The sequence below is a fragment of the Phenylobacterium sp. FG114 genome, assembly GCF_057809855.1.
The window spans coordinates 54,401-80,469 of the sequence record NZ_JBMDKU010000013.1; the positions used below are offsets into that span (position 1 = coordinate 54,401).

General features: G+C 69.1%; 21 protein-coding genes. 6 read left to right on the forward strand and 15 right to left on the reverse strand.

Annotated features, from left to right (window positions below; translation table 11 throughout):
• Window positions 1–56: 56 nt before the first annotated feature.
• Window positions 57–2,471 carry a membrane-bound PQQ-dependent dehydrogenase, glucose/quinate/shikimate family gene (locus ACODSY_RS19965; RefSeq protein WP_488953638.1) on the reverse strand — a complete coding sequence of 805 codons (2,415 nt, stop codon included), beginning with the start codon at window positions 2,469–2,471 and terminating at the stop codon, window positions 57–59.
• Between the two features lie 225 nt (window positions 2,472–2,696).
• Between ACODSY_RS19965 and ACODSY_RS19970 the strand changes: the two genes are divergently transcribed.
• From ACODSY_RS19970 to ACODSY_RS19980, 3 genes are all read left to right on the forward strand, one after another.
• Window positions 2,697–4,130, forward strand: coding sequence for a trypsin-like peptidase domain-containing protein (locus tag ACODSY_RS19970; RefSeq protein WP_488953639.1), 1,434 nt, complete (start codon window positions 2,697–2,699; stop codon window positions 4,128–4,130).
• A 175-nt stretch (window positions 4,131–4,305) separates the two neighbouring features.
• Window positions 4,306–5,193: a S1C family serine protease gene (locus tag ACODSY_RS19975; RefSeq protein WP_488953640.1), complete on the forward strand. Its 888-nt coding sequence runs from the start codon at window positions 4,306–4,308 to the stop codon at window positions 5,191–5,193.
• A gap of 165 nt (window positions 5,194–5,358) precedes the next feature.
• The gene (locus tag ACODSY_RS19980) at window positions 5,359–6,816 is read left to right on the forward strand and encodes an MFS transporter (RefSeq protein WP_488953641.1); all 1,458 of its coding nucleotides are present in this window, start codon (window positions 5,359–5,361) and stop codon (window positions 6,814–6,816) included.
• Window positions 6,817–6,823: 7 nt separating this feature from the next.
• On the opposite strand, the gene ACODSY_RS19985 is transcribed toward ACODSY_RS19980, so the two are convergent.
• From ACODSY_RS19985 to ACODSY_RS20035, 11 genes are all read right to left on the reverse strand, one after another.
• Window positions 6,824–7,168: an SDR family oxidoreductase gene (locus ACODSY_RS19985; protein WP_488953642.1), complete on the reverse strand. Its 345-nt coding sequence runs from the start codon at window positions 7,166–7,168 to the stop codon at window positions 6,824–6,826.
• A gap of 130 nt (window positions 7,169–7,298) precedes the next feature.
• Window positions 7,299–8,039: an SDR family NAD(P)-dependent oxidoreductase gene (locus ACODSY_RS19990; protein WP_488953643.1), complete on the reverse strand. Its 741-nt coding sequence runs from the start codon at window positions 8,037–8,039 to the stop codon at window positions 7,299–7,301.
• 2 nt (window positions 8,040–8,041) lie between these two features.
• Window positions 8,042–8,827 carry an SDR family NAD(P)-dependent oxidoreductase gene (locus tag ACODSY_RS19995; protein ID WP_488953644.1) on the reverse strand — a complete coding sequence of 262 codons (786 nt, stop codon included), beginning with the start codon at window positions 8,825–8,827 and terminating at the stop codon, window positions 8,042–8,044.
• 67 nt (window positions 8,828–8,894) lie between these two features.
• On the reverse strand, window positions 8,895–9,353 hold the full coding sequence (locus ACODSY_RS20000) for an SRPBCC family protein (RefSeq protein WP_488953645.1): 459 nt from the start codon (window positions 9,351–9,353) through the stop codon (window positions 8,895–8,897).
• The gene (locus ACODSY_RS20005; RefSeq protein WP_488953646.1) at window positions 9,350–9,688 is read right to left on the reverse strand and encodes an ArsR/SmtB family transcription factor; all 339 of its coding nucleotides are present in this window, start codon (window positions 9,686–9,688) and stop codon (window positions 9,350–9,352) included. Before ACODSY_RS20005 ends, ACODSY_RS20000 begins: the two co-directional genes overlap by 4 nt.
• Window positions 9,678–10,367, reverse strand: a complete 690-nt coding sequence (locus tag ACODSY_RS20010; RefSeq protein ID WP_488953647.1) for a glutathione S-transferase family protein — start codon at window positions 10,365–10,367, stop codon at window positions 9,678–9,680. Before ACODSY_RS20010 ends, ACODSY_RS20005 begins: the two co-directional genes overlap by 11 nt.
• Before the next feature lie 84 nt (window positions 10,368–10,451).
• Window positions 10,452–11,939: a CRTAC1 family protein gene (locus tag ACODSY_RS20015; protein WP_488953648.1), complete on the reverse strand. Its 1,488-nt coding sequence runs from the start codon at window positions 11,937–11,939 to the stop codon at window positions 10,452–10,454.
• Window positions 11,940–11,955: 16 nt separating this feature from the next.
• A complete protein-coding gene (locus ACODSY_RS20020; RefSeq protein WP_488953649.1) occupies window positions 11,956–14,040 on the reverse strand; it encodes an acylase in 2,085 nt (694 codons plus the stop codon).
• 29 nt (window positions 14,041–14,069) lie between these two features.
• On the reverse strand, window positions 14,070–16,862 hold the full coding sequence (locus ACODSY_RS20025; protein WP_488953650.1) for a TonB-dependent receptor plug domain-containing protein: 2,793 nt from the start codon (window positions 16,860–16,862) through the stop codon (window positions 14,070–14,072).
• Between the two features lie 86 nt (window positions 16,863–16,948).
• The gene (locus tag ACODSY_RS20030) at window positions 16,949–17,956 is read right to left on the reverse strand and encodes a FecR family protein (protein ID WP_488953651.1); all 1,008 of its coding nucleotides are present in this window, start codon (window positions 17,954–17,956) and stop codon (window positions 16,949–16,951) included.
• The gene (locus ACODSY_RS20035) at window positions 17,886–18,476 is read right to left on the reverse strand and encodes an RNA polymerase sigma factor (RefSeq protein WP_488953652.1); all 591 of its coding nucleotides are present in this window, start codon (window positions 18,474–18,476) and stop codon (window positions 17,886–17,888) included. The genes ACODSY_RS20030 and ACODSY_RS20035 overlap by 71 nt, the downstream gene beginning before the upstream one ends.
• A gap of 170 nt (window positions 18,477–18,646) precedes the next feature.
• Between ACODSY_RS20035 and ACODSY_RS20040 the strand changes: the two genes are divergently transcribed.
• Complete coding sequence (locus tag ACODSY_RS20040; RefSeq protein ID WP_488953653.1) at window positions 18,647–19,933, forward strand: MFS transporter; 1,287 nt, start codon at window positions 18,647–18,649, stop codon at window positions 19,931–19,933.
• Here the strand turns inward: ACODSY_RS20040 and ACODSY_RS20045 are convergent.
• A complete protein-coding gene (locus tag ACODSY_RS20045) occupies window positions 19,930–20,721 on the reverse strand; it encodes an SDR family oxidoreductase (RefSeq protein WP_488953654.1) in 792 nt (263 codons plus the stop codon). The two genes, ACODSY_RS20040 and ACODSY_RS20045, sit on opposite strands and share 4 nt — an antisense overlap.
• 137 nt (window positions 20,722–20,858) lie before the next feature.
• On the opposite strand from ACODSY_RS20045, the gene ACODSY_RS20050 reads away from it, so the two are divergent.
• Window positions 20,859–22,712, forward strand: coding sequence for an aspartyl protease family protein (locus ACODSY_RS20050; RefSeq protein ID WP_488953655.1), 1,854 nt, complete (start codon window positions 20,859–20,861; stop codon window positions 22,710–22,712).
• Here ACODSY_RS20050 and ACODSY_RS20055 read toward each other — a convergent pair.
• Both ACODSY_RS20055 and ACODSY_RS20060 read right to left on the reverse strand, forming a co-directional pair.
• Window positions 22,706–24,637: a hybrid sensor histidine kinase/response regulator gene (locus ACODSY_RS20055; protein ID WP_488953656.1), complete on the reverse strand. Its 1,932-nt coding sequence runs from the start codon at window positions 24,635–24,637 to the stop codon at window positions 22,706–22,708. The two genes, ACODSY_RS20050 and ACODSY_RS20055, sit on opposite strands and share 7 nt — an antisense overlap.
• A gap of 161 nt (window positions 24,638–24,798) precedes the next feature.
• On the reverse strand, window positions 24,799–25,602 hold the full coding sequence (locus ACODSY_RS20060; protein ID WP_488953657.1) for an ion channel: 804 nt from the start codon (window positions 25,600–25,602) through the stop codon (window positions 24,799–24,801).
• 150 nt (window positions 25,603–25,752) lie between these two features.
• Between ACODSY_RS20060 and ACODSY_RS20065 the strand changes: the two genes are divergently transcribed.
• The gene (locus ACODSY_RS20065; RefSeq protein WP_293350823.1) at window positions 25,753–25,935 is read left to right on the forward strand and encodes a DUF3008 family protein; all 183 of its coding nucleotides are present in this window, start codon (window positions 25,753–25,755) and stop codon (window positions 25,933–25,935) included.
• The last annotated feature ends 134 nt before the right edge of the window (window positions 25,936–26,069 follow it).

The window sequence follows — 26,069 nt, forward strand, 5'->3', positions numbered from 1 at the left end:
TAAGTCGAACGGCGACCATGCACACCTTTGTGACCACCGGCGTCGAGCGCTCTCCGTCAGGCGGCGGGCAAGGCGTAGGCGACCACCGCGTCCCCCACGGGCGTCTTCATGAAATGGTGTCCGCCGGCGACGATCACGAGGTATTGCCGCCCGTCCGCCTCATAGGTCATGGGCGTCGCCTGGCCGCCCGCCGGAAGGACATCGCTCCAGAGGGTGCGCCCGGTGCGCAGGTCGATGGCGCGGATGAGGTTGTCGGTCGCGGCGGCCACGAAGATCAGTCCGCTGGCGGTCACCACGGCTCCGCCGTTGTTGGGCGTACCGATCGTCACCGGGAGCATCGACGGGATGTCGAAGGGGCCGTTGCGGCGCGCCTGTCCGAACGGGCGGTCCCAGATCGTCCGACCAGACTGAAGGTCGATGGCGCGGATTCCCCCATAGGGCGGCTGCTTGCAGAGCAGGTGGGTGAAGGGCATCCGCCAGCCGGCGTTCACCTGGATCGCATAGGGCGCGCCCGCCTGCGGGTCACCGGCGCCCTCGGCGCCGCCAAGGTCGCCGCCGCGCGCCTCGCCCCGCGGACTCCACCCCTTTCGATCGGCCTCGGCCCGCGGAATGAGGCGGTTGTAGTTGGGCATGTCGTTGTAGTTGGCGACGATCACGCCGCGGCGCGGATCGATCGCGATGCCGCCCCAGTCCGTGCCGCCGTTGTAGCCTGGATATTCCACCCACCGTCGCTTGGTCTCAGGCGGCGTATACATCCCCTCATAGGCGGCGAGCCGGAACTGGACGCGACAGATCATCTGGTCGATCGGCGACATGCCCCACATGTCCCGCTCGGTCAGTTGGCGCTTGGCCAGGGTGTGGTAACGCGAGAACGGCTGGGTAGGCGAGCGGCGGGCCGGCTCCACCCCGCCCTTCGGCACGGCCCGTTCGATCACCGGGGTGATCGGGCGGCCGGTGCGGCGGTCCAGGACGTAGATGTCGCCCTGCTTGCTGGGCAGCACCAGCGCAGGCACGGATCCTCCACGCGTGGGGAAGTCGACCAGGCTGGCCTGGGCGCCAAGGTCATAGTCCCAGACATCGTTGTGCACGGTCTGGAAGCGCCAGGCCGGCCGCCCCGTCGTCACGTCCAGGGCGACAAGCGAGGTGGCGAAGGCGTTTTCCTCAGGAGAACGGTCGCTGCTCCAATAGTCGACCGCGGAGTTGCCCAACGGCAGGTAGACATAGCCCAGCGCCTCGTCGCCGGAGGCGGTAGTCCACATGTTGGGCGTCCCGCGGGTGTAGGTCTCGTCGGGCGTGGCCGGCGCGCTCTGGCCCGGCCGGCCCAGATCCCAGGCCCAGCGCTGCGCGCCCGTCACCGCGTCGAACCCCTGGATCACCCCCGACGGTGCGTCGTTCTTCTGGCCGTCCAGCACCTGGTGGCCGGTGACGACCACGCCACGCACGATCACCGGGGGCGAGGTGATCGAGGCCATCCCGGGTTCGACGGCGCCCATGCCCACCTTGATGTCCACCTGCCCGCCCCGGCCGAAGCTTCGGCAGGGAACGCCGGTCCGGGCGTCGACCGCGATGAGCCGGCCGTCCAGGGTACCCTCAATGATCCGTGTGGCGCAGGGCTGGACGAGATCCGCGCCAGGTGTGGCGTAGTAGGAAACGCCCCGGCAGGCCGCGGTATAGGGGATCCAGTCGTCGGCGACCTTCGGGTCGTAGCGCCACCGCTCGCGGCCGGTCGCCGGATCGAGGGCGATCATGATGTTCTTGGCGGAGCAGAGATAGAGCGTGTCGCCCACCTTCAGCGGCGTCGTCTCCGCCCCGTACTTGTCCTTCGCCCGCTCGCTCGGAAGGTCACGGGTATGGGCCACCCAGGCCCGTTCGAGCCGCGTTACGTTGTTTGGGTTGATCTGGCTGAGTGGCGAGTAGCGGCGGGCGCTGTAGCTGCCGCCGTACGCGGGCCAGTCTGCGCCGGCCGCCATCGGCGAGGGATCGCCCATGGCCAGGGTGGCCGACGGCAGAGGCTGCGGCTTCGGACTGCGCGCGGAGAGGCCGACGCCGACCCCGCCCACCAGGAGAAGCGCCGAGACGGCCCCCAGGCCAGTCAGCGCGAGCCGGCCGCCCAGGCGACGGCCGAGCAGGCCCGGAAGGAGTGCGAGCACCGGGAGCAGGAGGATTGTCGGGCCGACCACACGCGGCACGAGCGGCCACCCCTGCAGGCCGACCTCCCAGACCGCCCAGAGCACGGTGACGACGAAGACGAGCGCGTAGACTCCTACGCCGAGCGCCCGCTCCCTGAAGAGGAGCCAGCCGGATGCGACCAGGCCAAGGCCCGCTAGAAGATAATAGGGCGATCCCCCGATGGCCGCGAGCCAGGCGCCGCCGCCGACCAGCACCGCGCCGATCAGAATGAGCAGGACTCCCACCACCCGGGCGCACATGCGCGCCACGCCGCTGCGCTCGCCTCGGTCGTACGACGTCATGGCGTCCTCCCTTCAGTGTCGGCTGCCCGACCCAACCGCGGCTCAGGCGGACCGCCCCGCTTAACGCCTCCGACGCGCTGCAGACGCAGGCTCACGGGCATTTGATTTATATCGCGTTGCGATCTATCGGCTCGCGCCGATAGACCTGCCGCTGCGCGCGATCGCGCTCGCGGGCGAAGCCGTGCGGGCGCGCCCGCCTATCTCTATTGCGGAGGACGTCAGAGCTTGCAGAACGGACTTGGGCTTGTGGGCGGGGTCATCGCCGCCCTTTGCCTCGTCAATTTCCAGACGGCGGGCGCAGCGCCGCCCGTCAATGCGCAGCCGCTTTCACCGCCCACGAGGCTGGCGCCGGGCTCGTTCGCGCAGGTCGTGGACCGAGTGGGATCCGCCGTCGTCTCCATCGACGTGGTGGCCCGGTCTCGCCCACAGCCGGCCGGCGTCAGGTCGACGCCAGGGCAGCGACCCTTTGGCCGGTTCGGTCCGCCCTTCGGCGACTTCCGGCGCGCTTTCCCTCAGCGGCCCCAGCCCGGCCCCACCCGCGGCGTCGCCTCCGGCTTCTTCATCACCGCAGACGGCTACGTCGTCACCAACAACCACGTCGTGGCCGATGCCGAGCGCATCACCGTGCGCACCCCGGACGAGCGGAGCCTGGAGGCCCGCCTGGTGGGTCGCGATCCGGACACCGATCTGGCCGTCCTCAAGGTCGAGGGCCATGGCTTCCCGTTCGTCGATCTCGACAACCGGTCGCGGCCTCGCGTCGGCGACTGGGTCATCGCGGTCGGGAACCCCTTCAACCTGGGCGGAACGGCCACCGCCGGCATCGTCTCGGCGCTCAGCCGCCCGAGCGGCTCCAGCTATGTGGACTATGTGCAGATCGACGCGCCCATCAATCGCGGCAACTCAGGCGGCCCGACCTTCGACGTGGAGGGACGGCTGGTCGGCGTGAACACGGCGATCTTCTCGCCTTCCGGCGGCTCGGTCGGCATCGGCTTCGCCATCCCTGCCGAAGCGGCGGCGCGTATCGCGCGCCAGTTGATCGCGGACGGCAAGGTCACACGAGGCTACATCGGCGCCACGGTCCAGAACATCACCTCCGAAATCGCCGACAGCCTGGGCCTGGGCGATGCGCGCGGCGCCCTCGTGGCCGACGTTGTCCCCGGCGGGCCCAGCGATCGCGCCGGATTGCGATCGGGCGATGTGGTCCTGGGAATCGACGGCGACAAGGTCCGCTCCGCCGGCGATCTGACCCGTCGCGTGGCGCTCGTAGCACCCGGCGCGAAACTACGGCTGCAGGTCCACCGCGCGGGCCGCGAGGAGGAGGTGGTGCTGCAGGCTGGGGTGCGCCCCGTCGATCCTCAACTCGCGCTCGCGGAGCCCACGGGCGACCGCCTGGACGGACTGGGCCTGCGGGTGGCCCCGCAAGCCCGCGGAGGGTTGAGCGTGGCGCGCGTCGAGCCTGGATCGGAGGCGGCGCGCAAGGGCGTCCGCCCCGGCGACGTTCTGGAGGCCGTCAACGGCCGTGCCGTGCGGGAAGCCACCGACGTCTCCGCGGCCCTGGCGGGAGCCAGGCGGGCCGGTCGGGATTCGGTCCTCCTGCGGTTCAGCCGCGCTGGGCGCAATTTCTTCGTCGCGGCGGCGTCGAACCCCGTGGCCGGCTGAGCGCGTGGCGTCGTTCGGCGCTTTGCGCGGGGGGGCTGCGGGGCTGCTCGTGGGGGTGGGCCTGACCGTCCTGGCGCTGCATGGCGCGCCTCCGCGCCAACCCCCTCGGCCCCCGCCGACCTCGTCAGCGCCCACCCCCGTCCCGGCCGCGGGGCCGGCCTCGTTCTCACCTATCGTGAAGCAGGTGCTCCCCGCGGTCGTGTCGGTGGCGGTCTTGGGACGTCCCGAGGGGACGAAGCCGAAGGCGATGGGATCCGGGTTCTTCGTCTCGGCCGACGGTTACATCGTCACCAACGACCATGTGATCAGCGCGGGCGGTCCGGTCCGCGTCACACTCCACGATCGTCGGCAGCTTCCGGCCACGCTGGTCGGCCGGGACTCTCCCACCGACCTCGCTCTCCTGAAGGTCGGGGTGACCGATGCGCCGTTCGTCCGTTTCTCCGCCGCGGACCCGCCGCAAGTCGGCGATTGGGTGATCGCCATCGGCAGCCCGTTCGGCCTGGGCGGCACGGCGACCGCGGGGATCGTCTCGGCGTTCGACCGCGACGTGGGCCAGCCGTGGGTGCGATTCATGCAGATCGATGCTCCGATCAACCACGGCAACTCCGGCGGCCCGGCCTTCGACACGCAAGGCCGCGTGGTGGGTGTGAACACCGGCATCCTCGACACCGAGCAGGGCGCGCGCGGCATCGCCTTCGCCATCCCTGCCGCGCTGGCGTCGGAGGTCGTCGCGGCGCTGCGGGCCCACGGCCGCGTCGCTCGCGGCCAGCTGGGCGCGACGGTCGTCGAAATCGATCCGGCGGAAGCCGCGCGGGCGGGCATGCCGAGGCAAGGCGCGCTGGTCTTTGATGTCCAGCCCGGCGGCCCGGCGCAGAACGCCGGCCTCTGGCGCGGAGACCTGATCGTCGCGATCGACGGTCGACCGGTGACGACCGCCGCGGCCTTGCAGCACGACGTCGCACAGGGCGGTCCGGGCAAGCGCGTTCATCTCGAGGCCATGCGGCGCGGTCGCCGGCTGGCGTTCGATCTCGTGACCGCGGACAGATTGCCCGCACAGCCGTGAGGCGGCGTCAGCCCGTCGGCGCAGATGCCTGTCTTCGCCGGCCGCGCCGCCAGTTGGGACAGGCCTCGTCCCGAGTGCCGGCCCTCGAGCGAATGCCGACCGGGATGTGAGACGCCGGTGTCCGGCGCCGCGCATCGCTCTGGCGTGCGCGGCGTTAGACGACCCATGGCCACGCCGTCCTCCGACCCCGCCTTCACGACCCGCATTCCTGCCCGACTCGACCGTCTTCCGTGGAGCCGGTTCCACTGGCTGGTCGTCGCGGCGCTTGGCATCACCTGGATCCTCGACGGGCTGGAGGTGACGCTGGTCGGGGCCCTGTCACCCGCCATCGCCGGTCGGGACGGCCTTGATCTCACCGCCACCCAGATCGGCCTGAGCGGCAGCGCCTATATCCTCGGCGCCGTGGTCGGCGCGGTTCTGTTCGGGCGCTTGACCGACCACTTCGGCCGGCGAAAGCTCTTCACCTGGACCATCGGGATATACCTGCTGGCCACCATCGCCACCGGCTTCTCCTGGGACTTTGGGTCGTTCCTGCTGTTCCGCTTCATCACCGGAGCAGGCATCGGAGGGGAATACGGAGCGGTCAACTCGGCGATCCAGGAGCTCATTCCGGCGCGTCGGCGCGGGTACACCGACCTCGCCATCAACGGCAGCTTCTGGGTGGGCGCCGCGATCGGCGCCATGGGGTCCCTCGTGGTGCTGAATCCGGCGGTGATCGACCAGGCGGTCGGGTGGCGGCTCGCCTTCGTCATCGGTGGCTTGCTGGCGCTCGTGATCATCTGGCTGCGCCGGTTCATTCCCGAGAGCCCGCGCTGGCTCATGACCCATGGGCGCGCCGCCGAGGCCGAGGCGGTGATCGCGGGCATCGAGGCGGACGTGGCGCGGCGAACGGGCCAGCCGACGCCGCCGCATCACGAGCTCAGCGAGATCCGGCTTCGGCCCATGCGGACCCGTTGGTCAGACATCGCGCGGACCCTGTTCGTCGCCTACCCCCAGCGCACGGGGCTCTGCGTCGTGCTGATGGCCACCCAGGCGTTCTGCTACAATGCGATCTTCTTCACCTATGCGATGATCCTGACGCGGTTCTATGGCGTCGGCTCCGCGGCCATCGGCTGGTTCATCCTGCCCTTCGCCGCCGGCAACTTCCTGGGGCCCCTGCTGCTCGGGCGGCTCTTCGACAGCATCGGCCGGCGCACCATGATCGGCCTGACCTACGGGATCGCCGGCTTGCTTCTCTGCGTGACCGGCTGGGCCTTCGCCGAGGGCTGGCTCACGGCGACCACGCAGACGGCCGCCTGGACGGTGATCTTCTTCTTCGCCTCGGCCGGCGCTAGCGCGGCCTACCTGACGATCGGCGAGAGCTTCCCGCTGGAGATCCGCGCCGTGACCATCTCCCTGTTCTACGCCTTCGGCACCCTGGTCGGCGGCGTCGGCGGGCCGGCTCTGTTCGGCGCGCTCATCGACACCGGAGAGCCGCGGCGGGTGATGCTGGGCTACCTCTTGGGCGGCGGCCTGATGCTGATCGCGGGCCTGCTGGCGCGACTGTTCGCGGTGGCCGCCGAGCGGCGGGCGCTGGAAGACGTGGCGCCGCCGCTCTCGAGGGTCTTTGAGGACGCGCCCTGACTCGACTTCAGGCGTCAGGGGCGCCCGCCGCCGCCGGGTGATCGCAGCGGCGCCGAGCTATCTCTCGGACCACCCGCCGATCCTGGAACCGGGCGACGGTGAAGATGCCGGCGTTGTTGACCAGGGTGTCGACGCGGCCAGACCTTTCGATGGCGTCTCGGATCACCCGCTCCGCCAACTTGGGTTCGCTGATGTCGCCGGCGACGACCAGGACGTCCGGATCGTCCGATAGCTGGATCGAGCGCGAAGTGGCGACGACGCGATAGCCGGCGTCGCGATAGGCCTGGCCCAGGGCGGCCCCGATGCCTTGAGAGGCGCCGGTAACGACGGCGACCTTTTGCTGAGGGCTCATGATGGACTCCGTTTCCGTTGCAGGCGCGGGCCGGTTGGCGTCGCGCCGATGCAGCGGAAGGTGGTCTCATCCCCTCGCCGAGAGAATCCCTACCGCCCGAGCGTCACCCATGCGGAAATCGGAAGACTGCCTACTGCCCGCCGTCCACCCTTAGGATCGCGCCCGTGGTGAAGGACGACGCCGGGCTGGCCAAGTACAGGGCCGACGTCACCACCTCCTCCGGCCGGCCGGGGCGGCCCAGCGCGTTGTTGGCCCGCTCGCGTGCTTCCTCGGTCCAGGCCTTGGAGATGTCGGTCAGGAAGGGTCCGGCCGAGATGGTGTTGACCCGCACCTCGGGCCCATACTCGCGAGCCATCGATACCGTCATGGCGTTCAGCGCCGCCTTGGCGCCCGAGTACGGGATCACCGCCGGCAAGGGCATCAGCGCGCCGCTCGAGGAGATGTTGATGATCACCCCGCCGCCGGCCTGCTTCATCCTGTGCGCCACCTGGCTGGCCAGGCGGAACGGCCCCTTGAAGTTCAGGCCCAGCACGCTGTCGAACAGGCTCTCGGTGACCTCGTGGCTGGGCACGGCGGGCGACATGCCGGCGTTGTTCACCAGGATGTCGATACGGCCGAACCGGGCGTAGGCCGCCTCGATCAACCCGTCGATCTCGTCCCACTTGGCCGCGTGGGCCGCGTACGCCATGGCCTGGCGGCCCATCGCGCGCACTTCGGCGGCGGCGGCCTCGCAGGCGTCCAGCTTGCGGCTGGTGACGATCACGTCGGCGCCGTTCCCAGCGAACGCCCGTACCATCTGCAGCCCCAGGCCACGGCTGCCGCCGGTGACCAGCGCCACCTTGCCCGAGAGGTCAAACAGGTTCTCGGTCATGGTCAGAACCGCTGCGCGCCGTCTAGCCGGATGGTCGTCCCGTTGAGGAAGTCGTTCTCGACGATGTGGGCCGCCAGGATGGCGTATTCGTCGGGGTCCCCCATGCGCTTGGGATTGGGCACCATCGGACCCCAGTGGGCCTGGGCCTGTTCGTCGGTCATCCGCGAGGAATAGGCGAGGGTCAGGAAGGTGCCGGGGGCGATGGCCACGGCGCGGATGCCCAACGGCGCCAGGTCGCGCGCGATGGTCAAGGTCATGCCGATGATCCCGCCCTTGGCGGCGGAATATCCGGCCTGCCCCGGCTGGCCTTCGTAGCCGGCGATCGAGGCGGTGTTGATGACGACGCCGCGTTGGTTCGACGCCAACGGCTCGTTGGCGGCCATGGCTTCCGCGGCTTGGCTGGTCACGGCGAAGGCGCTGTTCAGGTAGACGTTCACGGTGTGGGCGAACTGGAAGAGCGGCAGGCGCTTACCCTCGCGGTTGACCGTCCGGGCGGGGCCCGTGGCTCCGGGCGCCGGCGGCCCGCCATGCACGACCACCGCCGCGCGCAGCGGCGCTAGGTCGACCGCCGTCTTCACCGCCTTCTCGATCGACGTCTCATCCAGGATATCGGTGTGGACGAAGACCGAACCGTTCCCGAGCTCCTTGGCCAACGCCTGGCCACGCTCCTCGTGCACATCGGCGATGACCACCTTGGCGCCGCGTTGGGCCAGCCGGCGCGCCGTGGCGCTGCCGAAGCCGCCTGCGCCGCCGGTCACCAGGGCTGAAGCGTTCGTGAGATCCACCATCTGACATCCTCCCGCAGACTTTTCTGTCGTGTTGCGAGCAGGCTAGGAGGCTCTCCGTAAGGTCAGTCTAGGCGCCGTCCACCTGCGCGGCCAGCCGGTCCAGGCCCTCCTCGGTGCCTCCCCGACGCTGGTCGAGGTCGAAGTGGCCATCGAGGTACGCGAGCTGTTCGGTCAGCACGAGCCGCGTGCCGGTCCCGTCGGCATGGAACTCCGCCGTCACCAACGAGGCCGACAGGCTGCGGCCGGCCGCCTCCATCGTATAGGCGAACAGGATCCGCGCGTCGGGCACGATCTCCAGGAACACCTTGTCGACGGTCTGCTCGCGGCCATCCGGCAGGATCGCGCGGTGGATCTCATGGCCGCCGACGCGGGTGTCGAATGTGTACTCCAGCGTGCCCACCTCCGCGTGGCAGTCGTTCCATCGGCGCTTCGCGTCCGGATCGGTCCACGCGTGGAACACCCGCGCCGGCGAGGCCTTGAACCGCCGCTCCAGAACGAAGCTCGTATGCTCGGCCGACCGGGTCATGCATCGCCTCCGTCAAGGAACCGCTCCAGGCGGTCGAACTGCCGGCCCCACTGCGCCTTGCGCTCGGCCACCCAGCTCTCGAGTCCGCTGAAAGCCTCCGGCGCCAGACTATAGGTGCGCACGCGGCCCACCTTCTCAGACCGCACCACGCCGCCCGCCTCCAGCACCGCCAGATGCTTCAGCGCCGACGGCAAGGCGATCTCCAGCGGCCGCGCCAGATCCGATACGGAGGCCGGCCCGGTGCTGAGCTGGTCGATCATCGCGCGGCGTCCGCCGTCGGCCAGCGCGACGAACAACGCGTCCAGCCGGCTGGCCTCCGGAGCTTCAACCCGCATCGACGGACTCCCCGCGGAACCTTGCCGGAATCTTCTCGGCGAGCGGGTAGAACTGGAACACCGGCCTGGCCTCGGCGATCGTTCGCGCCACCGAGGGGCGCGCCATCAGGCGCTCGAAATAGGCGGCGAGCTTCGGGTGCTCGGGCCCGAACGGCCGGATCGTCGAGGCGTAGAACAGCGATGGCGCCGCGGCGCAGTCGGCTATGCTGAAGGTCTCGCCCGCCGCCCAGGGCCGATCGCCGATCCGGCTCTCCACCAGGTCGTAGCCCTGCTTCAAGCGCTCCACGGATTCCTTCAGCGTGTGCGCGTCGCGCTGCTCGGGGGGCCGCAGAAGTTGCTCGATGTGATCCATCATCGGCCGCATGACATAGCTGTCGAACAGCCGATCCCAGAGCCTGGCCTCCAGCTGTGCGTCCGCGTCGCGGGGCAGCAGGACCGCATCCCCAGGGTGGCGGCTGTCGATGTATTCCATCTGGATCGACGTTTCGGGCACGACCCGCTCGCCGTCGACGAGCAGTGGGATCTTCGCGGTCGGCCACAGTTCTGCGTAGGCCGCGCGCTCTGCCGGATCGCCGAGATTGACGATCTTCGCCTCGAACGGCGCGCCGTTCTCATAGAGGGCGATCAGCACTTTCCAGCAATAGGACGACAGGGGATGCGAATAGAGGGTCAGGGCCACGGCGCGCCTCGATGGTTTCCACTTTGGCTAAGTGTCACCATCGCAGCGCCGCACGCAACGAAAACTTTCCACCTGAGCTAAGTTTTAGGACGCCCGCTTCACCACCAGCGCCTGGCCGGCATAGGCCTTCACGTCGACGTTCGAGATTTTCTGTGTCTTGCGGCCGGTGGCGCTCATGAACGTCACCTCGACGGTCACCTTCGAGGCGCCCGGGAGCCCGAAGTGCACCGGCGTCGCACCCAGCGCGCCGTAGCCGCCGCCGGTCGAGACCTGCCCTGTGCCCAGCAGCTTGCCGCCAGCCCCGTACACCCGGACCTCCGCGCCCTGCTGCGTGAAACGCCCCTTAGCGTCGAGCACGGTCACCTGCAGGCTCTGCCGCGCCTTGGCCTTCGGGAGCAGGTTGCGGAACAGGAAGTGGCCGCCCACCGGGCTGTAGCCGCGGGTCACCGACAGATCGACCGCACCGTCCTGGTCGTAATCGACCCAGGTGACCCCGTGATCGCCGGCGTCCAACGCGCCCCCGGGCTTCAGGACGTTGGTGAAGCCCTTGCCGCCGTCGTTGTGGAACAGCGCGTCCTTGGGCGTCTGCTGGCCGGCCGGCCCCTCATAAGACATCACCGAGAGGTCCAGGTAGCCGTCATTGTCGTAGTCGCCCCAGGCGGCGCCCACCGCGTGGTTCTCGACGCCCACGCCCATGGCCGCGGCCACATTGGTGAAGCCGCCCTTCCCGTCGCCCTTCCACAGGGTGTTGTGACCGTAGTTCGGGACGAAGATGTCCAGGTTGCCGTCGTTGTCGTAGTCGCCGACCGCGCAGCCGACGCCGCCGTCCTCGGGGCCGCGGGCAGGCTTGTCCATGCCCAGTTGCGGCGCCACGTCGACGAAGCCCGTTCCATCGTTGCGGTACAGGCTGTCGGCCTTCCCCGACTGGTTGGCCAGGAACAGGTCCAGGTCGCCATCCTTGTCATAGTCCAGCCAGCAGGAGCCGACGGTCGAGCGGAACACCGTGGGGCCGCCCTCGGCGAAGACCTGCACGAACTTGCCGCCGTCGTTGCGGAACAGCTTGTTCGGCCCCATCCGGTTGGTGGCGTAGAGATCCAGGTCGCCGTCGTTGTCGTAGTCGATCCAGTTGTTCTGGCGCGATGAGCGGCCCGGCACGGTCAGGCCGACCTCGGCCGCGACGTCCACGAACCTCTTGCCGCCCTCGTTGTGGAACAGCGCGCTGAGCTTGTCCGGCTGCGTCGCGCCGGCCATCAGGTCGATCCAGCCGTCACCATCGTAATCGCCCCAGTCCAGCGCCCGGAACTCGTAGCCCGTGGGCGGCAGGCCCATCGCGCCGCCGACGCTCGTCAGCACGCCCTTGTCGTTACGGTAGAGTCGGATCTCGCCGCTCTTCAGCGACACGGCCAGGTCCAGATCGCCATCGTTGTCGAAGTCGGCCCAGGCGTTGGACAACGATCCTGGCATGCCGAGCAATTCGGGCTGCACAGGCGCGAACGCCGGCTCGGACGGTGCGGCGGCCATGAGCATCACTGCGGCGCCCGCGAGGACCGCGGCCTTGGTGCGGCGGGGCATGGTCATCTCCTCGAACTCAGTACGCGACCCGTTCTTCCACGTGCTTTTCGACCTCGGCGCGGGTCGTCCAGAGCGTGCGGTAGGTCTTCTTCGACAGCTGCTCCAGCTGGTCGCTCCGGTGGGGCGAACCTGGCTGAGTCGAGTTGCCGTAGCTCATCAGGCCCAGCGCCTTGATCGGGGTGGAGAACTCCACCATCGACACCCAGGTCTCGCCGTGGACGGGCGTGCGCTTGCCGTCCTTCAGCGGGCTCCAGGTGATGACGTGGAACACGCCTGTGTTGCCGAACCCGCCGTTGCCGGGCAGGTCGACGTCGTTCAGAGCGAAGCGCGACACCTCGCCGAAGGGACGGTCCAGCGCGCCGTAGCTGGCCTTCGCCTCCAGCGCCGCCGCCTTCAGCATCGCCACCGCCTGGGCCGGGTCCTTCAGGCCCTGCGGCGTGTCGATCGGCTTCGCGGGGTCCCAGCGCACGCGATAGTTGGCGTCGCTGATGTAGTTTGGACCGGCGAACTTCCGCGCCCAGGCCTCGAACAGCAGGGCGCCCGTCGCCTTCGCGTCGACCGTCCGGTCCCAGGCCTTGAGCACCTCCGCGGCCTCGGTGACCTCGGGGTCGGTGCTCTGCGCGGCCGCGGCCAGCAGTTCGTCCAGCACCCGGTCGGTCATCAGGACGTGGTTGGTGAGCTTCTTCGCCACGAAGTCGTCGAAGGTGATCTTCGGCGCGTCCGCCATCAGGTGCGACGACTGCTGGGCGCGGAGCGACATCGGACCCGGCCGAGCCACATAGGCCGGATAATCCTTGGGGAAGATCGTCTGCGGATAGGTCGCCACCCACGGCGGGTCGTTGGTGTTCTGCACATAGCCCGTGGCCGGGTCGACGACCTTCGGCAGATCGTCGTACGGATGCGTCTCGGTCCAAAGCGTGGCCGAGGTGTCGCCTGGGACAAGCCCACCCCACTTCACGACATCGCCGTCCGCATGCTTCGGCAGGATGCCGTTGTGCAGGTACTGGATGTGCCCTTCCTTGTCGCCGTAGACGATGTTGAAGGACGGCACCTGCAGGCGCTTCATGATCGCCTGGTACTCGGCGAAGTTCTTCGCCTTGCCCATGTCCCAGTACTGGCGAACCCCACCGGGCCGATCCAGGCCCGCGACGCGCACCGCCACGGTCTTCCCGTCCATGCGGGTGAATACCGGCCCATGCACCGAGGTGCGCAGCTCCAGCGTCTGCGTCTTCAGCGAACCGTCAGGCTGCTTCACCTTGAAGGTGGTCGTCTTCGTCTCGAAGGGCCGCACCTTGCCGTCGTAGAGATAGCCGCCGTCGGCCAGCTTGAGCTCGTAATTGGTGGCGCCCAGGATGCCGTTGACCGTGTTGGTGAAGCCCATCCGGTCGTTGAACATGAAGCGCAGCACCGGCAGGCCGACCTGGGTGGCGCCATACATCTTGAAGCCCGGCCCGTTCAGGTCGGCCTCGAAATAGGTGAGCTGGCTGGGCGCCCAGGGCAGGTGCGGGTTGGCCAGCAGCAGGGTGTGTCCGCTCGCCGACTTCTTCGGCATCACCGCCCACGCGTTCGAGCCAGCCTCGCCGTTGCCGCCCATAGTGCGCGCCTGCGGCGCCACATAGACGTAGTTCATCAGGCGATGGGCGTGCGCCATCACGTCCACGCCGCTGATCGGAAAGACCTGCAGCACCGACGGGTCCAGCTTCTCGGGATGGGCCTTGGCGTAGGCGTTCATGCCAGCGGCGAAGGCGTCCAGGTTGGCGCGGAAGCTGGCGGGCTCCTTGGCGTACCATGCCTTGGCTCGCTCATAGATTCCGTTTGCGATCGTCCACTTATCGTTTTCGATCTCGCCCGGGCCCCAGTACTCGGCGGCGCGGCCGCGGGCCTGGCCATACAGCTTCACCACGACATTGCCGTGGTTCTGCACGGTGGCGTAGCCGAAGCCGTAGAAGACCGAGGCCTCGTCCTTCCCGTAGATGTGCGGGACACCATAGGTGTCGTAGAGGATCTCGCCCTTGACGGGCGGCGGGGCCGCCCCTGCCGGGGTCGCGAGGAGAGCCGCCGCCAATCCGGCCGCAGCCAACAGATTCCTGGCCAGGTACACGCCGTCCCTCCCCTACGCGGTGACAGTTCTCAGAAGGTGTATTGCAGTCGGGCGTACCAGGAGCCGCCTGTGAACCCGAACGGCGAGGTGCCGGGGAACTGGCCGCTGCCCAGCGCGGCGTTGTAGGTGCCGTTCTTGTCCGGGTACTCGTTGAACAGGTTGTTGGCGCCGGCGGCGACCGTGAGGTCGTCGCGCACCTTGTAGCTGACCTCGAGGTCCGTGATCCATTTCGCGCCGAAGCTGCGGTCCTGCGCCACGAGATCGGCGACCACGGTGTACTTCCCGTAGCGCGTCGAGCGCAGGTTCACGTTCAGCCGGTTCCAGTCCCAGTTGAGGCCCAGCGCCACCTTGCTCTTGGGGAACGAGGTGGTGAGGAAGCCCTGGCTGCCCCGCCCGAAAAGCACGAACGTCGGGCCCAGGGCCGTGAGCTCCGGCGGATTCGGGATGATGTCGGTGATCTTGGTCTTGCCGTAGTTGAACCCGGCGTTGGCCCGCAGCCGGCCCCAGTCGCCCAGGTCGTAGCGATAGGTGGCCACCACATCGATGCCGCGGGTCCGCGTGTCGATGGCGTTGGTATAGTACTGCGCCGACAGGTCGCCCGAGAGGCCCTTGGAGATCAGGATGTTGCTTACCGCTGCGCCCGTTAGGGTGCTGGTGATGGCGATCCGGTTGTCCACCTCGATCTGGTAACCGTCGATGGTGATGTCGAGGCCGGGCGCCGGCTGCAGCGTGACGCCGCCCGAGATGTTCTTGGACTTTTCCGGGGTCAGCGGCTTGGCGCCCAGGGCGACGGCCTCGGGGGCGTTGACCGGCAGGGTCTTGATCAGCAGCAGCTGGTTCTGCACGCCGTTCACGGTCCGGAACTGGCTGGAGGTGGCCGCATAGTGCTGCTGGGCCAGGCCCGGGGCGCGGAAGCCGTTGCTGATCGCGCCGCGGATCGAGAGCCAGTCCGTGACCTCGTAGCGGCCGGTCAGCTTGCCGGTCAGGGTGTCGCCCGAACTGTCGCTGTAGTCCTCGTAGCGGGCCGCCGCGCCGATGAAGAGCCGCTCGGTCGCATCCCAACCCAGTTCTCCATAGATGGCCTTGGAGTTGCGGTGGCTGCTGCTGGCGTCGGCGGGGCGGAAGCCCGGCGTGGCCTGGGCGCCGGTCTGCGGCGCCACGCCGGCGAACGGCTGGCCGGGCGGTGCACGGTACAGTCCCTCGGCGTAGCTGGCGGGCTCGCCGGCCAGGATCTTGTAGCCTTCGCGCCGGTATTGGCCGCCGAACGACACCTGCAGCTGGGATGAGCCCAGGTCGAAGCCGCGGGTCACGTCGAGGTTGCTGGTGAGCTCGTCGGATTGCAGCGTGCCGACGTAGAACGTCGTCGGGCTGGCCGGGCCGAGGCTGGCGTTCTCGGTGTTCGAGGTGTGCAGGACAGCCTTGTTCTTGCCGTAGCCGGTCGACAGATCCCAATCCCAGCCGCCCAGCGCGCCCTTCACGCCGCCGGTGAACTCGTAGTCGTCCTCGTTGACCACCTCGTTCGGGCGAAAGCCCAAAGGATAGAGCTGGGGCGTCGTGTTGACGTTGTTGGGCGTCCGATAGGTGAACGGCAGGTCGGACTCGCGCTTGGACCAGGTGCCGAAGCCGTAGACCTCGACCTCGCCGAAGTCGTAGCCGCCATTGAGGCCGACCGTGGTGTTGGTCTGCGGCAGCTGGCCGTAGTTCAGGGTCACCAGTCGGTCGATGGTCGCCTCGCGCGGGTCGGGCACGCCGCCCGCCAGACGCGGGAAGAGCTGGACGTTCGGAGCGATGCGATAGGCGCGGTTCGACAGCCGCTGATCCTTGTAGTTCACCGACACGTTCACGAACCCGGCGTCGCCGAACTGGAAGCCCTTGTTGAAGGCGTACTGCGTGAGGTCGCCGTCCTTGCGGTCGAAATTCAGGCCGTAGGTGGCGCTGAGCTGGCCGGCGTCGGTGTCGCCCTTCAGGATGATGTTGATGACGCCGGCGATGGCGTCCGAACCGTACTGGGCCGCCGCGCCGTCACGCAGCACCTCGATCCGCTCGATCGAGGCGGTCGGGATCATGTCCAGGTCGGCAGGGACCGAGCCGTTGTAGAGCGACGACACAGCGTTGATCAGCGAGGTCTTGTGGCGACGCTTGCCGTTGACCAGCACAAGGGTTTGGTCCGGGTTCAGCCCGCGCAAGCCGCCCGTGGCGATGATGGTCGAGGTGCCGCCGCCGGCACGGAACGGCAGGTTGAACGACGGCGCCAGGGTCTGCAGCGCCTGGAAGACGCCCGCGCGGCCTGACTTCTCCAAGTCGGCCGAGGTGAAGGCGTCGATCGGCGTCGGGCTTTCCATCACCGTGCGGGCTACGCCGCGCACGCCGGTCACGACCACCGCCTCGAGGTCCTGCGGCTCGGCGGCGGGTGGCGCGCCGCCGGCCCCCGCGTCCTGCGCCGTTACAGCGGCGGCGAAGACCGGTCCGGCCGAGGCTGTCTTGATCAGGCCAGCGGCCGGCGGCGCCGACGCCGCGAGCGCGATCAGGTCCTTCTCCGCCATGGCCACGCGCAGCGGCGAGCCGGCGATGATCTGGCCCAGCGCCTCACGCGTCGCCATCCGGCCGCGCACGCCCCGCGAGGTCAGCCCTGAGACGCGGTCATAAGGATAGAGCAGCCGCACTCCGGACTGCGCCGACAACGCGTTCAAGGCGCCCTGCATCGGCTGGGCCGCGATGTCGAAATTCACGACGTCCGGCGCGGCGGCGGCCGGCGTGGCGGCGAAGGCCATGGCGGCCACGGCGGGCGTGGCCAGGAGAAGCTGATGGAAAGTCCGCGGCATGTGCAAAAGCCCCCCAGTGCGACGTGCTACCCAATGGAACGGGCCGCGATCCGCAGGCCGCCATCCCGGCCGCGAAAAATTTCAGCTCAACGCTTCTCCACCAGCAGCACGCCGCCATCGGCGGTCGTCATCGCCTCGATCGGGAAGCTGCTGGTCAGGGCGGTCAGGAACCTGTCGGCCTCGTCCACCTCGAACCGACCTCCAATCCGCAGCGACTCCAGCCGCGCGTCGCCGATGACGATGGGCTGGCGGCGGTAGCGGTTGAACTCGGCCACCACCTGGGCCAGCGAATCCCCGTCGAATTCCAGCACGCCCTCCTGCCAGGCGGTGCGCTGGCGGAGGTGCTGGTCGTCCAGGGCGGTCGGCGCCACCGCGCCCGAACGCACCACGGCGCCGCCGCCGGCCGCGATCTTGGCGCTGACCGGGCGTTCGACGCCCGCCTCGCCCGCCACCACAGCCACCACGCCCTGGGTTACCGTCAGTTCCACGACGTCCGGACGGACCCGGACGTTGAAGGCGGTGCCGAGCGCGCGGAAGCGCGCCGCGCCCGCGTCGACCAGGAACGGCTTCGTCGCGTCGTGCGCCACCTCGAACAGCGCCTCGCCGCGCACGAGCCGCACCCGGCGTTGGGTCTTCGTGAACGCCACCTCGACCGTCGAGGCGGTGTTCAGCGTCACGCGGGAGCCGTCCTGCAGCGCCACGATCCGCCGCTCGCCCACGCCGGTCCGATAGAGGTCGACGTTGTCGAGCAGGCGCCAGCCGACCGTCGCCGCCACGGCCGCCCCCGCGGCGGCCATGGATCCGAACATCAGGGTGCGGCGGCTGGACCCGCGCCCCCGCCCCGGCGGAACGCTCGGCTCAGCGGCGAGCGCGATCGGCTCCAACGGTGGCGGGGCGGCGCGCAAGCGTTCCGAGGCTTCCCAGGCGGCTTCCATGCGGGCGAAGGCCACCGCGTGGCGCGGGTCCGCGCCGACCCAGCCGTAGATCTCCTGCCGCTCTGCGGGGCTGACGCCCGAGGCGAGCCTAGCGACGTAGGCCGCGGCCTGGTCGTCGATCGCTTGCCGGTCGCAACTCTTGGGGGGCGGCTCGCCCAAACTCTTGATCCTCACGTTCCGCCCGCGCCTGGGCCACGAGCTTCAGCGCCTTGGCAAGATGCTTCTCGACCGTTGAAACGGATAAGCCCATCTGTCCCGCTATGGTGGCAGGCGAAAGATCGTGCACGCGCCGCAGCAGGAAGACCTTTCGCCACTGGACGGGCATCCGGTCGACCAGCGCCTGCAGCCAGCGCAACTCATCCCGCGCCTGGATCTGCCGCTCGACCGCCGCGTCGTCCGACCGCAGCACGTCGAGGTCGGCCACGAAGTCCAGCGACACGATCGTCTCGCGACGCAGGGCGTCGATGAGCAGGTTGCGGGCGATGGCGAACAGATAGGACCGACCGGCGGTGACCCGCGCGAACTCGTGCGCCTGGTAGGCCCGGGCAAGGCTCTCGGCGACGAGGTTGTCCACGTCGAAGCCCGGCGGGCAGATCCGCCGCAGCCGCGCGCGCACGGCCGCCTCGTGCGGCAGCACGACGGCCTTGAACCACTCCAGCCGAACGAGAAGCTCGCTCATCCCGCGCCCCCCATGGCCCGCACGACACGAATGTGACAGTGCGTGCACGGATGCGCGACGCCGTCCAGCCCCTCCCCTAGGTGAGGCGCATCAAACGTCGCGGGATGGCGGAAAGTCGGGCGCCCGCACGTTAAAGGGCGACAGGCAAAGCGAGTGAGCGGGGGATTCGGGTGTCGGAATCGTTGGCGGGACGCAGTCGGCTGAAGTCCATCGTGGGCGGCTCCACCGGCAATCTCGTCGAGTGGTACGACTGGTACGTCTACTCGGCCTTCACCCTCTACTTCGCGCCGGCCTTCTTCCCGTCCGACGATCCGACGGCTCAGCTGCTAAGCGCGGCGGCCGTGTTCGCGGTGGGCTTCATCGTCCGCCCCCTGGGCGCCTGGATCATGGGCGTCTACGCCGACCGGCGGGGCCGCAAGGCCGGCCTCACGCTGTCGGTCACCCTCATGTGCCTGGGGTCGCTGCTCATCGCCATCTCGCCCACCTACGCGCAGGCCGGCGCTGGGGCTCCGCTGATCCTGCTGTTCGCGCGGCTGCTGCAGGGCCTGTCGGTGGGCGGCGAGTACGGCGCCTCGGCCACCTATCTGTCGGAGATGGCCGGACGCCACCGGCGTGGCTTCTTCTCCAGCTTCCAGTACGTGACGCTGATATCCGGCCAGCTCCTGGCGCTCTGCGTCCTGCTCGTCCTGCAGTCCACGCTGCCGCCGGCCGACCTTGAGGCCTGGGGCTGGCGGATCCCCTTCGGGATCGGCGGCCTGCTGGCCATCGTGGTGTTCTACATCCGCCGCGGACTGGTCGAGACCGAGAGCTTCACCAATGTGAAGGCCACCGCCAGCATGGGCTCCAGCGGCTGGATCCTGTTCCGCCACTATCCGCGCCAGGCCTTCCTGGTCATCGCCCTGACCGCCGGGGGCACCCTCGCCTTCTATGCCTACTCGACCTACATGCAGAAGTTCCTGGTCAACACCTCCGGCTTCAGCCGCGAGGCCGCCACCGAGATCACCGCGGCGGCGCTGTTCGTCTTCATGCTGCTGCAGCCCTTGGCCGGCTGGCTGTCGGACAAGGTCGGCCGCCGCCCCTTGCTGATCGGGTTCGGGACGCTGGGCGCGCTGCTAACCTATCCGATCTTCCGGATGCTGGAGACCGCCAGCGACTCGTTCAGCGCCTTCCTGCTGGCGCTCGCCGCCCTGGTCATCGTCACCGGCTACACGGCCATCAACGCGGTGGTGAAGGCCGAGCTGTTTCCCGCCCACATCCGCGCGCTGGGCGTCGCCCTGCCCTACGCTCTCGCCAACGCCGTCTTCGGCGGCACCGCCGAGTACGTCGCCCTGTGGTTCAAGAGCGTGGGCGCCGAGCGTGGCTTCTACTGGTACGTCACCGCGATGATCGCGATCTCGCTGCTGGTCTACCTGCGGATGCCCGAGACCCGACGCACCAGCGAGATCGCCGAGGACTAGCTCAGACCACCGGCGGCCTGCCGATCACGCGCGTCGCCCAGCTGCGAGCCGCCGTCACAGTCCAGGATCGTTCCCGTGACATAGCGCGCGGAGTCGCTGACCAGGAACACCGCGCTCTCGGCCACCTCGCCCACCTCACCGAACCGGCGCAGCGGGATGCGGGCGGTGATGGCCTTGTCCGACTCCGGCGTCGGGCTGAGCCGGGCCATGCCCTCCGTGCCGGCAATCGGTCCCGGCGAGATGCCGTTCACACGCACGCCCGCCGGGCCCCACTCCATCGCCAGGACGCGGATCAGCTGGTTGATCCCCGCCTTCGCCGCGCAGACATGGGCCTGCATCATCGACGGGTTCACCGCCTGGCCCGCCGTGATGGCGATCAGCGAAGCGTTCGGCGCCAGCAGATCATAGCTGGCGCGGAAGACGTTGAAGGTGCCGTTGAGATCGATATCGACCACCGTGCGGAAGCCGTTCGCCGACATGCCCAGCGCGGGGGCGACGAAGTTGCCGGCCGCCCCGGAGATCACGATGTCGAGCGGCCCAAGCTTCTCCTTGGCTTCCTCCAGCGCCGCGCGGATCTGGGCATAGTCACGGACGTCGCAGGACAGACCGATCGCGCCCTTGCCGATCTCCGCCGCCGCATTGGCCGCCTTCTCCGGATTGCGGCCAGCCACCGCAACCTCGGCCCCCAGTTCGGCATAGCGCTTGGCGATGCCCAGGTTGATGCCGCTGGTGCCGCCGGCCACGAACGCCGTCTTGCCGGCCAGCAGGTTGTCCTTGAAGGCGCTCATCTCTTTCCTCGTTGCACGCTGCGGCCGCCATCGACCTTACGACGTAAACCGCCGCCCTCCCTCGGCGTCAGTCAACGGCCGTCGCCTTACGGCAGTTTAATTCGACTTCGTAAGGCCGAGCTTCGATACGCCAGGGGATGACGACCGACACCGCCCTGTCCGCCCGCCAGCGCCCGAAGTTCCTTCTCGCGGCCGCAGCCGCCGTCCTGGCGCTGGCCGCGCCCCCCGCCGCGTCCGCCGATCCGACGCAAGACGCCATCGCCCGCTACGTTGCCTGGCGCGGCGGCCCCGCCTTCGAGAAGGCGACCGGCATCCTGGTTCGCGGGACCACCGATAATGGCCGTTTCCAGGGCGCCATCGAGCGCCGCGTCGATCCCGGCCGCTTGGTCGAGCGCATCAGCCTGGGCTCGGCCGTGGTTCATCGCGCCCTGATCGGCGACGGCGGCTGGGCGGTGACCCTGAGTGGCCAGGTCGAGGACGCCGGCGAGGCCGCCGCCAAGGAAGGCGCGCGCCGCCGCGCGGTGACCTTCGACGACGCCCTGCGCGGCAAGGACGCCAAGGTCACGAAAGAGGCCGACGAGACCTTCGACGGCAGGCCCGTCCAAGTGCTGCGCATCACGTTCGACGACCGCAGCCGCTACGAGCTGCTGCTGGATCCCGCCAGCGGGGCCCTCCTCGCCGACCGCACCACCGAAGAAGGCGTCACCACCGTGACCCGCTTCGACGACTGGCGGATGGTCGAGGGCGTGCGCGTCCCCTTCAAGCAGGTCCAGCGCATGGCCGACGACCCGTTCGTCACGACGCTCGTCCTCACCGAGGTGGACATCGACCCCAAGGCGGATCCCATGGCCTACGCCCGGCCCGTCTCGCGCCAGCTCTACGCCTTCCCGGCGGGCCGCGCGAAGACCGACCCTCTCGCCTTCGAACTCTTCGCGGGCACGCGCATCATTATCCCCGCCGCCGTCAACGGCGTGCCGACACCGGTGATGCTGGACAGCGGCGCCGAGGCCACCGTGCTCGACAAGGCGTATGCCGAAGCCCTCGGGATCAAGCCCACCGCCATTGTCGACGCTGTCGGCACGGGCGGCCGCGACATCGCCGAGCTAGCCAGCGGCGTCACCATCAAGGTGGGCGATGTAGAACTGCGCGACATGACGGTCGCCCTGTTGGACCTGAAACCCATCGCCGCCGCCATCGGCAAGCCCCTGCCCGTGGTCCTGGGGAAGGAGGTGTTGAACGCCCTCACGGTCCAGCTCGACTTCACCGGCAAGACCATCACCTTCCACGATCCGGCCCGCTTCCAGGCTCCGGCGGGCGCGGTGGCCGTTCCGGTGAGCAACGTCGCCGGCCTGCACGCCATCCCCGCGTCGATCGAGGGCGGCACGCCCGTGCTGATGGACTTCGACCTGGGCAACGGCCAGCCGCTGCTGGTCTTCCCCACCTACTGGAAGCCGCACGGCATGCTGGCCAACCGGCCGACCTCGAAGGGGTTGTCCGGCGCGGTCGGCGGCATTCGCACGCGAAGCGTCGCCACGGTGAAGAGCCTGACCATCGCCGGGGTCACCCTGCGCGACATCCCGGCCGTCTTCGGCGACGAAGACAACAGCGCGTTCAACGTCGGCCACACCTCGGGGAACATCGGGATGCCCATTCTCGGCCGCTTCGAGGTGATCACCGACTATTCGCGCAACCGCCTGTTGCTGAAGCCCCGGCCGGACGCCGTGGCCCAGCCCTTCGCCAAGGATCGCTCCGGCTTGCTGGTCCGCATGGCCAACGGCGTCGCCACCCTGGCTCTCGTGGCCCCTGGCTCGCCGGCCGAGTCCGCGGGCCTCAAGGCCGGACAACAGATCGCCGCAGTGAACGGCAAGCCCGTGTCCGAACTGGGCGTAGCTGGCCTGACCGAGCTGCGCACCGGCCCGGCCGGCGGCGTGCTCAAGGTGACGCTCTCCACCGGAGAGGCCGTGGAGCTGACCCGGAAGGACTACTACTGAGCAGCCGCCTGCGGGGACGCCTCGGCGTCGTCACCGGCCAGCACCTCATTCATCGCCTCGATGAGGCCTGCCAGCGTAACGGGCTTCTCCAGATGCCGGTCAGCCCCGGCCGCACGGCTCGCGGCCACGTGCTCCGGCAGCGCATTGGCGGTCAGCATGATCAGTGGCGTCGGAGCCTGGCCCGCGGCGGCCTGCGTCTCGCGGATGCGCCGCGTGGCTTCCAGGCCGTCCATCACCGGCATCTGCATGTCCATCAGCACGATGTCGAACACCCCGGTCCCCAGGGTCATCAGCGCTTCGGCGCCGTTCTCGACGCTGACCACCTCGGCCAGGTCTTCCAGCATCAGTTCGATCACCTTGCGGTTGGTCGGATGATCATCGGCCAGCAGCACCCGCAGCGGCCGGTCCGGGGCCTCGGCGCCGGCGCCGTCCTCCGCCTCGGTCGCGGCCTCAGCCGGGACCAGCGGCAAGTCGAACCAGAAGCTCGCCCCCTCCCCCTCGCGGCCCTCGGCGTCCAGCGTCCCGCCCATGAGTTCCGTCAGCTCACGACTGATGGTCATCCCAAGCCCCGTGCCGCCGAACCGCCGGGTGATCGAGCCGTCGACCTGCTGGAAGCGGCCGAACAGCTGCTCCTTCACCTCGGGCTTGAAGCCGATCCCGGTGTCGCGCACCGTCACCCGCACGCCGCCGACCCGCGCCTCCGCCCAGACCGAAACAGAGCCGCGCTCGGTGAACTTCACGGCGTTCGACAACAGGTTCAGGAGCACCTGGCGGATCCGGTGGGGATCGCCGTGGAAAGCGCGATCGACCTCCGACGCGACCTCCACCCTCACCGCCACGCCCTTCTCGTCGGCCTGTAGCTTGGCCAGGGCGGCGGTCGTGCGCACAAGCTCGCCCAGCTGGAAGGTAGTGCTGTCGATCTCGATGCGCCCGGCCTCGATGCGCGCCACGTCCAGGATGTCGGACAGCAGCCGTTCCAACGTGGCGCCCGACGAGGCGATAATCTGCACCAGCTCGCGGGCCCTCGGGTCCAGGTCGGCGCGGGTCAGCATGTCGGCGCCCGCGACGATCCCGTTCAGCGGCGTGCGGATCTCGTGGCTCATGTTGGCCAGGAATTCGCTCTTCGCCCGGTTGGCCTGTTCGGCCTCGGCCAGGGCGCTGCGCAGCGCGACGCCCGCCTCGCGCCGCTCGGTGACGTCCTCGCCCAGGGTGACCAGATGCAGCGCCTGGTCGCCGTCGTAGGTGGCGAACTTCTTGGTGGTGAAATAGCGCAGGCCGTCGCGCGTCGTGATCGGCTCCTCTTCCGAGACGCGAGTGGCGCGCGACGCGATCACCTCGGCATCCTCGGCGGCAAAGCCGCGGGCCTCGTTCTGGGGAAAGAGCTGATAGGCGTCCTTGCCCAGCGTCTCGGCGCTGGAAAGCCCGAAAGCCCTCTCAGCCGCCTCGTTGATCAGGACGTAGCGGCCGTCGCGCGCGTTCTTGGCGAGGATCGGGTTCGGCAAGAGACGGACCAGGGTCTCGAGAAACGCCTCCGACTCCATCGCCCCCGAGATGTCGCGCGAGACCGCGAGCAGCAGGATGACTTGGCCGGCGCCGTCGCGAACGGGAGACACTACCGTGTCGAGCCAGAGCCGCTTGCCTGTGTGCGAGAGGCAGACGCCGCGGAACGTGCCTACCTGGCCGCCGGCGGCGCGCGCCAGAGCGTCCTGCATCGGTCCCCGGCTCTCGGGCGGCCAGAGCAAAGGCCACGAGCGACCGCGGACGCGCTCGACATCCATCTCGACCAGGGCCGCGCCCGCCGGATTGATGTGCAGAATCTCGCCGGACAGCGACAGCACGCGCGCGCACTCGGGCCACGCGTCGAGCACCGCGGTCAGGTCGACCGACCCGCCCAACGCCGGTGGTTGCGTCGTTTCCTCCGCCACCAGATGCCCCCTGCCCCCGCAAGCGCGTCCCAAGTCACGATTGGGGCATGAAATTCTAAAGGCTTTGACAAAAAACCGTCGCAGGCGCGGCCATCCGCGGATGTTCCGGGCATGACCTTACCCGCCCCAAGCCACTTGCGGGATGAGATGCACTCCCACGGCTATTCCTCGTTGGGGATATTCAACAGGGCCCCGCAGGCCTTGCAGTGCACGGCGTCCGGATCATGCCGCATCAAGCCGCAGGTCTCGCAGGTGAAGCGCACCTTGTAGGGCTTGATCAGCGTCTGGGCGAAGCGCACGAAAAGCGTGATGCCGCTGATCATGATGCCGATGGTCAGCAGCTTGCCCCACGCGCCCGGCAGGGTGATGTCCCCGAAGCCGGTGGTCGTGAGCGTCGTCACCGTGAAATAGAGCGCGTCCACATAGCCATCCAGGCCCGGATGGGTGCGCGCGAAGCCGGCGTAGACGAAGCCGGTGGTGACGAACACGAAGGTCACCAGGGTGGCCAGCGCCTTCGACACCTCCTCCACCCGCGTGTCGTCATAGCGGCGGCCGACGGTCTCCCAAAAGATCTCGCTGTGCGCCAGTGACCACAGCCGCAGCACGCGCAGGAAGGCCAGGTTGAACAGCCAGAGCGGAAACAGCAGCGTCAGCAGGACGAAGAGGTCGACCCAGACGCTGAAGCGCCGGAAGAAGGTCTTCGCGCTCGTGTCGGCCAGCCCCCTCGCCGTCAGGTCCAGCACCAGAACGACGGCCACCGCATAGTCCACGAAGAGATAGACTGGATAGTCCCGCAGGAACGGGGCGGCGATGAAGAAGGCGATCAGCAGCAGGTCGATGGCGATGACCCAGAGGCGGAAGCGCACGGCCTCGGGCGACTTGCCATGGTAGAGTTCCCGCAGGCGCACGCGCAGACGCGGCAGTTTCCGGCGTTTGCCAAGGTCGTCGCCCGCCGGGTCCGCCACACCGCCTCCTGAAAGCCCGCGCCCAGGCTATCCGCCACGCGCCAGCTTGCCCAGCCGGCCGCGCGCGCGGCCCATGATATGAGGCGTGATGAAACCCGCACTGTCCTGGCGGGTTGCACGGGCGGCGATCAGTCACGAGGAGACAAGCCAATGCCCGCCAAGTCCGCCGCCCAGCAAAAGGCCGCCGGAGCCGCCCTCTCGGCCAAGCGCGGCGACACGCCCAAGAGCAAGCTCCAGGGCGCATCCAAGTCGATGATGTCGATGTCGGAAAAGGAGCTCGAAAAGATGGCCCATACCAAGCGCAAGGGTAAGCCCGAGCACGTGAAGCAGTAGGGCGCTCAGGCGAAGTGGAGGCCGGTTCGCCGCCGGGAGCGCGCGACCACGACAGAGCCCCCTTGCACCCTTAGGCTTCTAACGGCCAAGCTCCCCGCAACCCGGGCCGCTCGTCTGAGTCCGGGAAGCGGGGA

Bases quoted from the DNA above. Each gene is read 5' to 3' on its own strand.
- ACODSY_RS19965 (WP_488953638.1), bottom strand. From the start codon at position 2,471: ATGACGTCGTACGACCGAGGCGAGCGCAGCGGCGTGGCGCGCATGTGC.
- ACODSY_RS19980 (WP_488953641.1), top strand. From the start codon at position 5,359: ATGGCCACGCCGTCCTCCGACCCCGCCTTCACGACCCGCATTCCTGCC.
- ACODSY_RS19985 (WP_488953642.1), bottom strand. From the start codon at position 7,168: ATGAGCCCTCAGCAAAAGGTCGCCGTCGTTACCGGCGCCTCTCAAGGC.
- ACODSY_RS19990 (WP_488953643.1), bottom strand. From the start codon at position 8,039: ATGACCGAGAACCTGTTTGACCTCTCGGGCAAGGTGGCGCTGGTCACC.
- ACODSY_RS19995 (WP_488953644.1), bottom strand. From the start codon at position 8,827: ATGGTGGATCTCACGAACGCTTCAGCCCTGGTGACCGGCGGCGCAGGC.
- ACODSY_RS20000 (WP_488953645.1), bottom strand. From the start codon at position 9,353: ATGACCCGGTCGGCCGAGCATACGAGCTTCGTTCTGGAGCGGCGGTTC.
- ACODSY_RS20005 (WP_488953646.1), bottom strand. From the start codon at position 9,688: ATGCGGGTTGAAGCTCCGGAGGCCAGCCGGCTGGACGCGTTGTTCGTC.
- ACODSY_RS20015 (WP_488953648.1), bottom strand. From the start codon at position 11,939: ATGCCCCGCCGCACCAAGGCCGCGGTCCTCGCGGGCGCCGCAGTGATG.
- ACODSY_RS20025 (WP_488953650.1), bottom strand. From the start codon at position 16,862: ATGCCGCGGACTTTCCATCAGCTTCTCCTGGCCACGCCCGCCGTGGCC.
- ACODSY_RS20035 (WP_488953652.1), bottom strand. From the start codon at position 18,476: ATGAGCGAGCTTCTCGTTCGGCTGGAGTGGTTCAAGGCCGTCGTGCTG.
- ACODSY_RS20045 (WP_488953654.1), bottom strand. From the start codon at position 20,721: ATGAGCGCCTTCAAGGACAACCTGCTGGCCGGCAAGACGGCGTTCGTG.
- ACODSY_RS20050 (WP_488953655.1), top strand. From the start codon at position 20,859: ATGACGACCGACACCGCCCTGTCCGCCCGCCAGCGCCCGAAGTTCCTT.
- ACODSY_RS20065 (WP_293350823.1), top strand. From the start codon at position 25,753: ATGCCCGCCAAGTCCGCCGCCCAGCAAAAGGCCGCCGGAGCCGCCCTC.